Genomic DNA, 14,505 nt, shown 5'->3' on the forward strand with positions numbered 1-14,505 from the left:
ATGCTTTTGACTCTACTTTCTCATAAATAAACATCCGCATTTTCAGCGGATGTTTATCGGTCTATATTCTCGACACCAAGGTCAAATTCAATAATTGGAACCCATCCAATTGATTAATTGCTCAAAAATACAAAAGCAGCAAACCCAAGATCAGGTTAGCTGCTACTCCCTCAAATCGAAAAGTTCTTCATCAATGGCATGATAAAAGAAATTACTCCCATCCCCAGCTTAAAAAAGCTGCCCATATTACCAAAGAAACCACCAGTTTCAGAAGTGCCTGGAGATGAACCTTTTCCAAGACCACCCAGTAATCCGCTAGAGCCTCCTCCCAAAAATCCCCCAGCACTCCCACCACTAAGAAGGCCAAGCATGTTTCCAAATCCGCCTCCACCAATTAGACCTCCCAAACCTCCTAAATTGGATATATGCGCTTTGCCTTTGGCTTTATTTCGGGGGAGCTTTCGATTTCCCTTGAATCCTTGTAGAATGACTTGGTCACCATGTATTTCGTTTAGAACTCCGTAATACAAAGAACCATTCTTAAGCACTACACAAACAGGTGTTACTAATATTCCTTTAACTTGTGCGGAGATTGAGGGCGATGATGTAGGAAAGGCTTTTTGTCCGCCATTCACGCGTCCATTCTTTTTTTTACGATGCTGAAAAGTTTTCATTCCCCGCTCACTCATCCTTTTAAATGAAATAATACTTCTTGTCATCTTATGTTGATTCGTCATGTTACGACTATGCTCTCTTAAAGATGTGTGAAGCCATTATGAACTAACTGTTTCACTTGTTATTTATTGATAACCTTAAACCACAATGACGATTGGTCCTTAGGGTCTCCATTGTAATTAATCAAAATCTCTTCACCCGCTTTAATATCTTTATAGGCAGAAAAGTCAATGGTTAAATTATTTATATTCGATATATATCTCGCATTGGGAGTGAAAGAGTGATTGTATATACCACCGTATCCTAGAGCGATAGCTTTATCCTCTCCCCAACGGTAAACATAGTTCTTGAGGATACTTTCCCTCATTTGTTCCCATTCTTTTTGGGTGACAACGATAATCGGTGCTGACTCAATGAAGTCACCTTTTTTAATATTTTCGGTTGCAAAAATTCCTCTTCCATATTTTTCTGTATGTTTCACTTCAATTTTATTCAGCGTGCTTCCTCCTTTATGAAAGATCTTTTAAATGCTTTCGAAGATAGCTGTTGCGATTTTCAATGAAACGAAGGATTAATTCTGGCTCACTATTAAATAGCGCAATGGATTCCTTTTTAAATGGATCTAAAAAAATATAAGGTTTTAATTGCTTATGGAGATTTGTAACCATAGGTTCTATTGCTTTAACCGTAAATTTCGTTTCTAAAATTTCTTCCATAATACGACGGTATTGCTGCCGTATTTCCCTTACATCCAAAAGCCGTGCAGTGAGTGTATTATAGCCTTCAATCGGAACAGCATAATATTCCATTATTTTTCCATCCCAATTTCGTCCCCAAGTTGCGTCATAATCCCATGGGATCATCTGATATAATCTCGTCTCTTCATTTCGAAATATAGAATAGTTGTGAATAAACCCATCGTAGTTTTGTGTACAAACCGCCCCGCATAACCAAAATAAATAATTTTCGATATCCAGATCCTTTTGTATCGCTTCACCAAATTGGTCTCGGTTAGTTGTATTTATTTTTACAATAAAACTTTCTAGGTCTTGTTTATCCTTATCACCACCCATTTTTTGAAAATATCCAGACAGGAGCGAAGGTTTTGGCTTTTCCTTCGGTGTTAATAAAGAAAAATTCGCATGGTAGATCGTCGCATAAAAAATAGGACCTGACGATAGTTCTCTTTTTTGTAAAAAATATTCATCCACCGATTCAAGTTCTAGATATATTCCCTTTGTCTCCCCATTCAGTTCTAGAAATACATGCTTACTATTTGGAGCAATACTCCCAATACTCTGAAAAAAATCAAAAGAAAGCTTGTTGCGTATTAAAGATGGATCTCGGTATTCAGCATTTAAGTGTATCTCACGCCCAGCAAATTCTTCTCTATATGACCTAAAGTCGATGCTATAGGATTTCTTTCGAAATTCACGGGTATGATCTCCCCGATATGATATCCCAATCTCATAAGGAATGTTGTCTACAATTAATTTGGAAGGAACAGGGTCATCTTTCCATACATCGTTATTAAGTACCTTAAGATCATTCGGCGCAATCGTTATACCATAAGTAGGAATAGCAGTATGTTCCATTAAATCAGTCCCTTGCCTTTTTTATATCTTATGAGGAATTAAGTGGTGTTGATAATAAATCTGGACGTTACACTAGAACAAATAATTATCGATTCACATAAGATACATCACCTTGATTTTTAAGGAATTTTTTCCGAAGGGTGGTCACTATGGGAGATACTCAAATATTAGATTTAATAAAGCAAGCTCAAGATATCGGGCTAGATGAATTTTTAGTTCGAAACCCTGTGTCAAATAAAGGTACTGGCGGTTCTGGCGGTACAGGTAAAGCTACTGGTGGTACTGGCAAAGGTACTGGTGGTACTGGCAAAGGTACTGGTGGTACTGGCAAAGGTACTGGTGGTACTGGCAAAGGTACTGGCGGTACTGGCAAAGGTACTGGTGGTACTGGCAAAGGTACTGGAGGTACGGGTAAAGGCACAGGTAAAGGCACGGGTAAAGGCACGGGTAAAGGCACTGGCAAAGGCACTGGCAAAGGCACTGGCAAAGGTACGGGTAAAGGCACTGGCAAAGGTACGGGTAAAGGCACTGGCAAAGGTACGGGTGGAACTGGCGGGACTGGTAAAGGCACTGGTGGTACTGGTGGTACTGGTGGTACTGGTAAAGGTTCCGGTAAAAAAGCAGATTAAAAATAAGGTAAAAGCATGCAATTAAATTGCCTGTTCAGAACCATCTCAAGCTTCATCACAGCTGATTGTGGTCAACCGTAGCAATTTGGTAACTTCTCGATTAGCTTGCCGTTACTTATGGTACTGTTCTCCGTGTTATCTGTAGCGGCAAGTTAAAAAGGCACCCCAAAAATGGCTGCCTGCGCATTTTGTGACTTTATACAGTCCGCCTCCAGGCGCCCCATATATCGAAGAACCCACACAAATCCTCCCATATACAAAATAAAAAAGCCTGATTCCTCAGGCATATACATACAAAATTGTACGTTAACCGCTTATATCGCATTGGCCATATTTATTATCACCCACAGCAACCACCGTACCGTCCGATTTAAGGCCGAGAGTATAAGCGCAACCCGCCGCTATCGCCACAATATCGCGCCAAGCACTTACATTGCATTGGCCATACTCATTCCAACCCATAGCCGCCACAGTACCGTCCGATGTGAGGCCAATGGTATGATTACTTCCCGCCGCTGCAGCCACTATGTCGTGCCAATCGCTTACATGGCATTGGCCATACCGATTATTACCGACAATCGTCACCGTGCCGTCCGATTTAAGCCCGACGGTATGCCAGTCACCCGCCGCTGTAGCCACTATATTACGCCAGCCACTTACATTGCATTGGCCTTCATTATTTCGGCCCACAGCCACCACCGTGCCATCCGATTTAAGCCCGACGGTACGACGCCAACCCGCCGCTACCGCCACAATATCACGCCAGCCACTTACTTCGCATTGGTCATGCTTATTCCAACCCACAGCCGCCACAGTACCGTCCGATTTAAGCCCGATTGTATGAGAATTACCCGTATGAGCATTACCTGCTGCAATTGCCACAATATCGCGCCAGCCACTTACATCACATTGGCCATATTTATTATCACCAAAAGCCATCACCGTGCCATCCGATTTAAGGCTGACGGTATGACGATAACCCGCAGCTAGTTTCACAACGTTCTCGCTCCTTAGTTGATGGTAGATGATTCCGATTGTAGAGTTCATCTCAATTAAACCATAGTTCTTTCTTCATCGCATGTTTCGTAGAGGGTGTAGCGGTTGTCTGGTCCTATTGTGTAGTATTCATGAAGTGCTTTAAAAACTTGGTTTTTCGCAACTAGAGCCAACGGTTGCAGGAGTATTTGTTCCATTTACTGCTAATACTAGCGAGTATAAATATTAGATAGATGAGTGGTGAACAACAATGAAAGATATTACTTTTAAGGCGTTGGCTATTACCAATGAAATTGATCTGAACAAAATTGCTATTCATTGTGGTATTCCCAAAAAATTCACATGGGAACAGCCATTAATCCTCAGGCATAAAGTCCTTCAAAAAATCTATCATAAGGAATTAGATGAATTGCAGCAAGTGCTGGTCTTTTCCTTTGGCAGTGTTGTCTTCGTGAATCTGACACATCAGGATGAAATCACGGCTCTATTGAAGTTTATTCAATCGTTCGAGCCCGATATCGCACTCGAAAGAGCCGATAAATTCACAGATGATTATAGTCTACATATCGAAGAAATCGAGAGTATGACATTGACGGATGAATATGTGGTCGTTTCGGAGTATGAGTTCTTTTTACCTGAAATAATTGCAACAGTTCTCGCCAAATCAGTAGCACTCGAGAGGAGTGAGGAGCAGCTCGGGAAGATTCAAGATAACCTCGAAGTCATAATAGAAAGGTTGGAAAAAGGAAAGCTTCGCGTTGGCAACAAAGAATTGGCCAGAACGACCGCTAAGATTGTTCGCCACGAGTATAACACGTTAGCTTATATCATGATTTTGGATAAGCCTGAGTTGACTTGGACGCATAGCTCAGCAGGTCAATTTTACGATGAGATGATTGGTTTTTTTGAATTAAACGATCGCTATACCATATTGAAAAGTAAAACAGATATTCTCTATCATATCTTAGAAGGGTTTTCGACGATTAGTCATTCGATTCGGGGACTTTTCGTTGAATGGATTGTCGTGATTCTTATCGTCATCGAGGTCGTGTTAACGCTTTTGCAAATTATCGGTTGGCTCCCCTCCTCACATTAATTAGGCCTGTTAAAATACCGAACTTTACAGGTCTCCGACCAGATCCCATAAAATAAAAAGACCGCGTTTTACGCGGCAATTAATGGGACAATGTTCATCTGTGTTGATCTATAAGAATGGGATTACCATCAGGATCTTCAATTGTAAAACTTGCAGGGCCTTCGCTTGTCTCATCTGCTTCAGTCAGTAATTTAATTCCTTTTGATTTCAGCTGTTTTTGAATATCTCGAATGTCCGTAAAGGAATTAAGATTTTCGGCATTTTCATTCCACCCTGGATTAAAGGTCAGAATATTCTGTTCAAACATTCCTTGGAATAGCCCAATTATACAACTTTCATGCTTCATAATAAGCCAATTTTGTGTAATATCGCCTCCAAAGATTTGAAATCCTAGATTTTCGTAAAATAATTTTGATTTGTAAATGTCCTTTACACTTAAACTTACAGAGAATGCACCAAGTTTCATATTTCCTCCAATAATATATAGTGCTGATCAAACTGTGTGTAAATAAATTATACAATGTCATGAATACAACCATCCCAAAGCACATCACCAACCCATAATAAAAATCCTCTGTCTTCGTCGTTGGCAATTTCCATCATCCTTTCTACCTTGTATTTATAGCGATAGAAAAAACTTTTCATAAGTGAAAAGTTTGTGAACATTATATTTTTTTTCGATAAGCGTCATTTTCAATCCAACTTGCAACTCATGCATCAATTTTGCTAAATATCTTTTGACTTTCTGGAAAAAAACAGGTAATATAACTCTGTAATCGAATTGAAAGCGCTTGCTTTTCATTCCTTTTATGAATACTAAATGTGACGGTTGGAGTCCTTGAGAAAACCCGAACAATTTGATTCGCTCGCCTGCGAGCATATCTTATTGTTCGGGTTTTTATATTGTTGACCGGGCTCTGACAAGAAGGAGGTGCCGCTTGCGGCTTATGGCTGTGTAGCATGGAGTAACTACTGGATCAAGTTGAACTTATTTGCATAACAAAGGAGGTATCCGTATGTTTCAAGTATTTAAGAAATTAAAACTACTCACATCTGTTGTTCTCTCAATTCTTATTTCGACAATGTATGTTTTGCCCGTATTTGCTGCAACACCTCAAACAACTTTGAACGCTTCAGCAACACTCGCTTACAATCTTAAAGGGCTTAATCACAACGTTGCTGTTCAGAAAGCTTACATCGCTTCAACGTATCTTTACGTAACTCAGCGGTCAGGAGGAACATGCTATCTTTCAAGATTGCTCATAAACGGAAGCGATGCAACATACGTTGACGAAATGACAGTCACCAATGCTGGTCATTGCCAAACACTTGATATGTACACTTACAATGGTATAAATTACTTTTATTTCAGTTCGAAAGCAGATCCTTATACATCGAATAATTGGTCTCTTCAGGTAGCAAGACTACAATATTCGGCCGGCGCGACATATGATTATACGGATCTTCATCGCTTCACCTATATGAATTACGCCAATGAAACTGGTACAAGTTTAGGTCAGACATACCGTGTTGACGCCGGCGGCAACAGTACCTATACTATTTTCCGCGTACAAACTCTAGAAGGAACTGTAACTTGGACAATTTATGACACGGTAGCATTGAACCAACTGCTTGACAGCAATGAACAAGTACGAATGGACAGTGCTGCAGCGGAAAGCGCCTGCTTTACCAGCTTTACACAGTCGGGCAGTGCGATAGTCAGACCGAACGATTCTTTCCAGGGTGCTGATATGCTCGGTAATACAGAAATATATACATCTGGTGGCGCGGAAGGTGATACTCCGCAGATTGCTATGATATCAAACACAGGTGCATACAAAACCCTTGTTCATATTACAAATGTGGGAACACATGAAATCGAGGGCGTACAGACAAAGGACAGTAACGTTTACTTTATTATAGTTACTGACCCGGTTAATAAAATAAATACGCAGAAAGTTTATTACGTGCCTGATAGTATATTTTAACACGACCGCCCTTCTCAACCCCTAGAAATTACTATAATTAAGTTGGCAAAATCTAATTGCTCCACCACTGTATAAAGCCCGGCGTTTGTCGGGCTTTATTTATTCATTCAAATAAGTCGTCAAGTGTAAACAACTGAAATCAAGAAAAAGACAAAAATTTATTTTCTGTATAAAAAAAACATGTGACCTGTATCAAGTTATATTTTCTTGAGCTCTCCGGTATGAAGAATATAAACATGGACATTGATTTGGTTTAGCGATGAAGAAGTAAGCTGGATATCTTGCCAGTTTTTCATTCTTTTCTTAAACATTACATTTCGAAATTTGTACAAATCAGCGTCTATGCGTAACCCTTCTTCAAAGGTAGACCGGATTTCTTTTTTGATTTGCTCCTCAGCTTCTTTTTCCATTTCCTGCTCGGATGAATGGCTGTCAAGTAACTCTATAATATTCCCCGTGACTTTCACCTCAATATTAAAAATCGGTCTCCCTTCTTGTTCTGTAACCGTTATTTTAGATTTAGGTTTTTCAAGTGAAATGATCGCGGACTTAATTTCAATGGCTGATCTTACTGTCTCTTTCTCCATCCATCGCAATCCGTTAAGCTGGTTGTTTGCCATCCAGCCTTGAAACCCGTTTTTACGAACAACAAACACACCGTTTATTTTCAATTTATCTTCAGATTTCTTATCGGATTGCCATGCTGTTTTATCAATAGTTAGTGTAGGAACTATGGCCGTTTCACCAGGCTCATTGAGATTGATTTGATATTCTTGCGCAAGCAAAGGCTTTATGAACGATCTCTGAAGATAAGTATCTTCCGGTTGCCCAAGTAAGTTGGTGATCGGCGACATTTGAAAAAAAGACGGTGTTTTAAAAATATCTTCTATGGATCCTTTCGTGCCGAAAATCCATGGCGTATATCTAAACTCTCTGTATCTCTTTAAATTATCGAAGTAATCCTCACCACCTGATTGAATCGCATTTTCGGTAAACAGATACGTGCGAACATGACTCCAAAAGATCCTTCTTTGTGCCGTATTATAAATATCACCTAATGCCAAAGCGAGAGTCTTCCCTCTCCCTCTGCCGACATACACTTGGGGGCCGCTCCCTCCGCCTCCCGCATCCGACTTAGCTACATTGCCAAAGGATACTGTTTGAATGTAGACCTCATACAGATTATCTTTATAATCAACCCCTATAGCAGTAGCATAAATTAGATCTTGAATATTTTTATTGTCCCAGCACCCGGATAGGCATACCATACTACAGAGTGTGATTAAGAGTACTATGGGTTTCATTGTCTATCTCCTTGTGACGTAGAATCTGTCGGTTGCAACATGCTCGGTCTCTTAATTTTGGATTTGAAAGGTCGATTAAATAGCGCTAATATGGACGACTTCACATTGAGTTCGGCAATCGGAGACCAATAGGGAATACCGAAAGAAGTTAGTGAAGAAGTATAAGCTACCACCGAAAATAATCCAATAAAAAATCCATATATACCTAAAAAAGAGGATATTAACATCATATAAATTCGAACTAGAGTGACAGTACCTGTCAAGGATTGATTAACCAATGTAAAGGATGCGACAGCAGAAGCTGCGGTAACCATGAGCAGAGCCGAAGAGGCAAGTCCTGAACGAATCGCTGCATCTCCAATAATAAGCCCTCCAACTACCGTTACGGTTTGTGCGACTGGTTTCGGCAGCCGTACGCCGGCTTCACGGAACAATTCGAATAATCCAAAAATCAAGATGTCTTCAATCGTTGTTGAATAGGGTATTCCCTTACGTGCTTCAGCAATAGTGGCAAGCAAAGGAAATGGAATTTGGTCAATATTAAAACAGGTCAATGAAATATAAAAACCAGGCAGAAACATGGCCGTTACTAAACCAACAAGACGTAACAGGCGTTGTAATATCGTGTAATAGTAAGAGGAATGGGCGTCCTCGGGAGATTTTAATAACTCTGTAAGATTAGACGGGCCAATAATTACCATGGGAGATCCGTCCAAGATGATCACAAATCTCCCCCGCAGAAGTGCCTCAGCAGCAAAGTCAGGCCTTCCAATGGAATCCACTAACGGAAAGATGGAATCGCTGGAATCACTTAAATACTCTTCCAGCTGCCCGACTCCAATAATGGAGTCCACATCTATTTGGGATATCCGCCGCTTCGCTTCAACAACAATATCTGGATTAATAATATCTTTGATATAAAGAATGGCTAACCGTACATTTCCCCTGCTACCTACGATGAAATGTTCATATTGAAGTGAAGTGGTTTTTAATCGTTTGCGAATGAGAGCAACGTTAGTGATGACTTCCTCTGTAAAACCATCGCGCGGTCCGCGAATGGATATTTCGCTGATGGACTCTTCGGGCTGGCGTTTTGGTGGATTGGAAATATCAGCTTCATACACGTGTGTTTCATTCTCATGGAAAAATAAAACGATCACGTTACCTGAGAAAACGCGTTGTGCAATTTGGCTGAGCTCTTCGTTCTCGTCAATAAGCTTCAACTCATCGTTTCGTATCATTTCCGTCATTCGCGGAAGTATATTTTCATTTAATTGCTTGCTATCCACCATGCCTTCACAATAAACAACTTGAGTGCCGCTGCGCTTCTGAAATTTCACATCGAAGCAGGAAGAGAATAAAGCCCTGAAATCTACTTCTTTTGCATGTTTGATGTTCATACCAAACCTCTTTTTCTTGTTATAAAGTAGGCTAAGGCAGTCCAACAAAGAATTGACAATGTGGATAGTGGATAGAAGTAGTTTTTAGTAAAAGCTAAAAAATCGCTATCGTTTAATTGAAGCTCAACACCGATAAATAAGGCTGTCGTGCATACAAAGATAGCAATCTTATTATGACGATGCTTGGAAGTCAGCAAATCGCCTATTAAAAACAATCCTAAACTGATTTGAATAGCGGTACTATTAAGCCACTGGTAGATCGATAAAAAGTCAAGATGCTCCATGAAACTGCTGATTCTAACTAATCGCCATTGCGTAAAGAGCGGGAACCGTTGTTTTGAAGCTTCATATGTACCGAATATTGTCAACACACTCATAGCCGCATTAATGATAAAAAATGAAATAACAGATACCAAAGCTACAAAGTGTTTCCACTTAAATATGCCTTCTGTATGTGGTGTTAGTAATAATAACAAAAACAATTCCATGCCAGCCCTAAAGGAGGTAGTCGCGCCTTTTAAGATGGGTTGCGTCCCTTCACTGAATAGCGGGAGGAGCAGGTCAAAATGTCTATATTTGAAAGTAAACACCGCCATAAAAAAGATCAGCAATAAAATAGCTGGCATTAATACAGAAAAGGAAATTGCGATCGGTTTAATTCCTTTAACAGCTAGGTAGGCACAAACGATCAATAAGGGTAACGAGATCGCCCAGATAGGCGTGAAGGGCAGAAAGAATGATTTAACCCATAAGACAACATTTTTATCAACGACAAACAATTCACAAAATAAATATAAAGCAATCCAATATCTGACTGCCCACGCGATCAAGAACCCCATTTTAAGTTCAAGTACATCGAGGAAGGATTGATTTGGCGCTTGGTTCTTAACGATTCGATAAATCCAAAAGGCAAATAAGAAATACGCCATGCAGCCAATAATACAACTGACAAACGTATCCCGTTTTGCTTGTTCTATGATTATGATTGCGCCTGAAATTTGGGCTAAGCCTAATGTACCACTCATACACAGAATACAACCGTGTAAAGGACTGATTTTGGGATTAGAAAACGTCGACATCAGGCTCACCTCCTGCTACTATATTTTCCTGTAAGTTATTTTTTTATCCCAAGAATAGGTAATAGGTACAAGGCCATCTTGTCAGTAAAACAGAACACCCCGTAACTTAAATAACAAGTTGCGGGGTGTGTATAAATCAGGAATTACCAATTTAAGATAAATAAGAAATAATGCCTTCCGTAATTGCAGCTGCTGCCTTGTTTTGAAAATCTTGTGTTTGAATCCGCTGCTCATCCTCTCGATTGGATATATATCCTAGCTCTAGTAAAAGGGATGGGCTTTGATTGTCTCTGAGTACACGATAATCTCCTTGTGCCACACCACGATCTCTGGTATCTATGTTTTGTTCAAATATTTCTTCATGTATCAGTGAAGCCAGTTGTCGATCTGCTGGTTTGTTGTAATAAGTCGTTATACCAGCTACATCATTACTGGTAAACGCATCAAAATGGATACTAATAAATAGGTCGGCCGCGTTCTTCTCGGCGATCTCCACTCGCTCCGCAAGCGTCAAAAACTCATCCTGTTCACGTGTCAAAACAATATTCGCACCCGTTTTTTCAGCTAGTTCTTGCTTGATATTTAATGCCGTTTGAAGCGTTAGCTCTTTCTCATGGATGCCTGTTTGTCCTGTTGCACCTACATCCTTACCTCCATGCCCTGCATCTATGACGATCGTTTTCCCTTCTAAAATACGATTTTCTTTCTTCATAGAGTTGTTAGTAACAGAATGTGCAGCAATCTTTGTAGCAGATTGGGCAATTTCATTTTTAAAAAGGCTGCTAGCCTGTACGTTATATACAATGAAACCGGAAATTAATGTGCTAATTGCTGTGAAGGCAAGAATACGATTGTTTTTCATAGGTGAGCTCCTCTCATTATGCAAACTCTATCTGGCTGAAATTTTCATTTCATAGAGTTATTTTAATAGAGGCAGATGAAAATAAAGCGGAATTGAGATAAAGAAGAGATAAAGTTACTGCAAAAAAACCACCTTCCTAGACGTATGAAAAATCGTCAAGAAAAGTGGCTATTCAGGCTTTAATTAAATAGAAGAAAAACAAAACGCCGTCTTCCGTATTCGCCGCGCCAAACTCAGCACCATGTAACTCCAATATATTCTTGGAGATGGCAAGGCCTAAGCCAGTTCCACCTTGTGAACGATGGCGGGCTGAATCTCCGCGGTAGAAACGATCCCACACTTTGGCCAACTGATCCTCGGGGATATGAGCTCCTTTGTTTACTATACAGACCTTAACTCTCTCCAGTTCTTCACGTACATTCACATAAATATGTTCATCTTCTGGCGAATAACGAATGGCATTGGTCAGAAAATTAGTAATCACTTGCTCAATGCGGTTCTGATTGGCCCTAACTTCCACGGAAACAAGCTCCGTATGTACATGAAGTCGTTTCGTGGTGAATTCCAATGCGAGATTTTCACAGATTTCCTCTATTAGCTTATCGATACAAAAAGCATCCATTTCCATTTTATAGGTACCAGATTCGAACTTAGCAAGCTCCAGCATATCCACGATCAAGAGGTTCATCTTATCAACTTCTTTATTCATGGCTTCGAAATAATGATCTGTCTTCTGCACGGCAACGCCATCTTGAAGAACAGAAATACAGCTCTTCATCACACTAAGCGGCGTCTTTAACTCATGAGATACCCCTGAGATAAACTCTTTCCTTGTACGTTCCAATTGTCTTTCTTTCTCGATGTCCTCTTGCAGCTTTCCAATATAGGAGTGAAGGGTTGAGGAAAGTGAATTGATATTGCGAGATAATTCTCCTATTTCATCATTCGTTCTAATGGGTATTGTTTCCGAGAAATCTAATTTTGCTATTTTTTTCGTTGTCTGATTCATCTGGATCAGAGGTTTGGCGATTTTTTTAGAATAATAGATTGCAGCAAGAACAATGAGAAGCATGACTAAAGCTACTAAATACAAGTAATAATCTTTAAGCATTTGAGCTGCTTCATCGACTGGTTGTAAGGACGCCATTGAAAAAATGTAACTAGTTATGTCAGACTGATCTTTAATCGGTTCAATAAAGATCTTATATTTGACGTCATTCTGTGTGAAATCAAGAATTTGTAGCGCATCCAAGCTGATCTTCGACTTGTCAAGCAGCAAGTTTGCTTGAAATTCTTTCATTCTGTCCATAAATAAACTGTTTGTATAAATGAAGCTGGTTGATTCATTTCCGCTCGGGAACTGAACTTTAGTTACCGTTCCACTAAGTGTTATACCCGGGAAATCGACTTTTTCTTTCTTCGAATATTTAATATCTAACGTGAGGTCGTCGAGCAGCTTGCTTATTTTATCATTGATCCAAAGTATGTTACTTTTTTCAATTTGCAATCGATATGGAATTAATAGGGCATCCTTTTTATACTCCGAAACTATCACACGAGCTTTAGTAACCAACATAGATATCGTTTGACTTGAAGTTTTATTTAGAACCTCATTGATGTTGATCATATGATTAAGAGGTACTGCAATTGTTTTACCATAAAACTCATTGTTCGTTCTGGGTGAATCGATTTTTACTTCTATATAAAAATCATTCGCATTTTTCAAATTCCCCTGGCTATCTAGTGTCGTGATCAAGGTATTATTTTGCCGATAGAAATCTTGTTCAAGCTTTTGAATAGCCAGTAAATTTCCACCATTGTTCAAATAATCTTTCTTAAATGTTTCGATATTCGTTTGAATGGTATTCACTTTTCTATTCGCGTAGTATTGTTTGAAAAAGATCGTTTGACCTAAATAAATCGTCGCAAGAATGAATAGGCACAACATCGTTGTCAGGGTAAATAATTTTAAAACAATACTAGTTCTCATGCGTTACCCTCAAACTTATAGCCTGTTCTAACGATCGTTGTGATTAGCTTCGACTTCTCCCCTAATTTACTTCGTAAATTACGAATATGCGTATTCACAGTCCGATCATCACCCTCGTATTCATAACCCCAAATTTTCAAAATAAGCTGCTCCCTAGTTATGACAATGCCGTTATTCTGCATTAAGTAAGATAAGATTTGGAACTCCGTATATGTCAGATAAATAGGTTCTTCATCTACAGTTAGTGTCCTGGATGGGATATGAATTCGAATTCCATTGATAGATAAAGTCTCGTTGTTGGAGTACTTCGAAATATTAGTTTGACGATCTTCTTGTTGTCTGCTTTCAATCAATCGCTTGGCTCTAGCTAATAACACAGGTGGACTATACGGCTTGGTCACATAATCATCAGCGCCCAGCTCAAATCCAAGTAAGGTATCATCTTCGTCTACTCTAGCTGTCAGCATGATGATTGGCACATTGGATGTCTTCCGAATTCTTCTACAGACTGACCACCCATCTAACTCCGGCAGCATAATGTCCAAAATAATTAAATGCACATCATGATCCTGAAATAAGGTTAATGCTTCTTTGCCATCAGATGCTTCTAATACGTGATATCCTTCATTCAGCAGATAATCTTTAATAATTTCACGAAGAATATCTTCATCTTCTACAACTAATATCGTTTTTTGCATTAGCTTCTCCTGAGTCATCGATGGGTAACATTGCTCATCGAATAGATTATTATAGTATTTACTTATTGGGAATTTTTAAAAAGACTGTGTCTTTACTATTTGTAACAGAGTCAGATAAAGATTGTGTAAAGAAGCCAATTAGTTACGCACCCATTTCGGCTTCAAGAATAATTTGTTAGTAGTTAACGCAAGA

The 14,505-nt window shown here is 39.4% G+C and carries 14 protein-coding genes; 3 read left to right on the forward strand and 11 right to left on the reverse strand.

All coding sequences use genetic code 11. The features are described from left to right. Positions 1–170 precede the first annotated feature (170 nt). From ACSQ8P_RS18295 to ACSQ8P_RS18305, 3 genes are all read right to left on the reverse strand, one after another. The gene (locus ACSQ8P_RS18295; protein ID WP_436236473.1) at positions 171–719 is read right to left on the reverse strand and encodes a hypothetical protein; all 549 of its coding nucleotides are present in this window, start codon (positions 717–719) and stop codon (positions 171–173) included. A 77-nt stretch (positions 720–796) separates the two neighbouring features. Beyond that, the gene (locus tag ACSQ8P_RS18300; protein WP_436236474.1) at positions 797–1,156 is read right to left on the reverse strand and encodes an SET domain-containing protein; all 360 of its coding nucleotides are present in this window, start codon (positions 1,154–1,156) and stop codon (positions 797–799) included. 28 nt (positions 1,157–1,184) lie between these two features. Further along, positions 1,185–2,270 carry a CotH kinase family protein gene (locus ACSQ8P_RS18305; protein ID WP_436236475.1) on the reverse strand — a complete coding sequence of 362 codons (1,086 nt, stop codon included), beginning with the start codon at positions 2,268–2,270 and terminating at the stop codon, positions 1,185–1,187. 149 nt (positions 2,271–2,419) lie between these two features. Here ACSQ8P_RS18305 and ACSQ8P_RS18310 point away from each other — a divergent pair, with 149 nt between their 5' ends. Beyond that, positions 2,420–2,899: a hypothetical protein gene (locus ACSQ8P_RS18310; RefSeq protein ID WP_436236476.1), complete on the forward strand. Its 480-nt coding sequence runs from the start codon at positions 2,420–2,422 to the stop codon at positions 2,897–2,899. Between the two features lie 306 nt (positions 2,900–3,205). On the opposite strand, the gene ACSQ8P_RS18315 is transcribed toward ACSQ8P_RS18310, so the two are convergent. Continuing rightward, positions 3,206–3,946: an RCC1 domain-containing protein gene (locus ACSQ8P_RS18315; RefSeq protein WP_436236477.1), complete on the reverse strand. Its 741-nt coding sequence runs from the start codon at positions 3,944–3,946 to the stop codon at positions 3,206–3,208. Positions 3,947–4,145: 199 nt separating this feature from the next. Between ACSQ8P_RS18315 and ACSQ8P_RS18320 the strand changes: the two genes are divergently transcribed. Continuing rightward, the gene (locus ACSQ8P_RS18320) at positions 4,146–4,991 is read left to right on the forward strand and encodes an RMD1 family protein (RefSeq protein WP_436236478.1); all 846 of its coding nucleotides are present in this window, start codon (positions 4,146–4,148) and stop codon (positions 4,989–4,991) included. A 94-nt stretch (positions 4,992–5,085) separates the two neighbouring features. Here ACSQ8P_RS18320 and ACSQ8P_RS18325 read toward each other — a convergent pair whose 3' ends face one another. Next, positions 5,086–5,457, reverse strand: coding sequence for a VOC family protein (locus ACSQ8P_RS18325; RefSeq protein ID WP_436236479.1), 372 nt, complete (start codon positions 5,455–5,457; stop codon positions 5,086–5,088). 550 nt (positions 5,458–6,007) lie between these two features. Between ACSQ8P_RS18325 and ACSQ8P_RS18330 the strand changes: the two genes are divergently transcribed. Then, entirely contained in the window at positions 6,008–6,979 is a 972-nt protein-coding gene (locus tag ACSQ8P_RS18330; protein ID WP_436236480.1) for a hypothetical protein, read from the forward strand. 197 nt (positions 6,980–7,176) lie between these two features. On the opposite strand, the gene ACSQ8P_RS18335 is transcribed toward ACSQ8P_RS18330, so the two are convergent. The 6 genes from ACSQ8P_RS18335 to ACSQ8P_RS18360 form a co-directional block, all read right to left on the reverse strand. Then, a complete protein-coding gene (locus ACSQ8P_RS18335) occupies positions 7,177–8,283 on the reverse strand; it encodes a Ger(x)C family spore germination protein (protein ID WP_436236481.1) in 1,107 nt (368 codons plus the stop codon). Continuing rightward, a complete protein-coding gene (locus ACSQ8P_RS18340; protein WP_436236482.1) occupies positions 8,280–9,683 on the reverse strand; it encodes a spore germination protein in 1,404 nt (467 codons plus the stop codon). The genes ACSQ8P_RS18335 and ACSQ8P_RS18340 overlap by 4 nt, the downstream gene beginning before the upstream one ends. Continuing rightward, entirely contained in the window at positions 9,680–10,762 is a 1,083-nt protein-coding gene (locus ACSQ8P_RS18345) for an endospore germination permease (protein ID WP_436236483.1), read from the reverse strand. Before ACSQ8P_RS18345 ends, ACSQ8P_RS18340 begins: the two co-directional genes overlap by 4 nt. A 151-nt stretch (positions 10,763–10,913) precedes the next feature. Then, entirely contained in the window at positions 10,914–11,624 is a 711-nt protein-coding gene (locus tag ACSQ8P_RS18350; RefSeq protein ID WP_436236484.1) for an N-acetylmuramoyl-L-alanine amidase family protein, read from the reverse strand. 172 nt (positions 11,625–11,796) lie between these two features. Beyond that, on the reverse strand, positions 11,797–13,614 hold the full coding sequence (locus ACSQ8P_RS18355) for a sensor histidine kinase (RefSeq protein WP_436236485.1): 1,818 nt from the start codon (positions 13,612–13,614) through the stop codon (positions 11,797–11,799). After that, on the reverse strand, positions 13,611–14,312 hold the full coding sequence (locus ACSQ8P_RS18360) for a response regulator transcription factor (RefSeq protein WP_436236486.1): 702 nt from the start codon (positions 14,310–14,312) through the stop codon (positions 13,611–13,613). Before ACSQ8P_RS18360 ends, ACSQ8P_RS18355 begins: the two co-directional genes overlap by 4 nt. Between the last annotated feature and the right edge of the window lie 193 nt (positions 14,313–14,505).

The sequence above is a fragment of the Paenibacillus sp. LjRoot153 genome, assembly GCF_964253085.1.
Taxonomy (GTDB): Bacteria; Bacillota; Bacilli; order Paenibacillales; family NBRC-103111; genus Paenibacillus_E.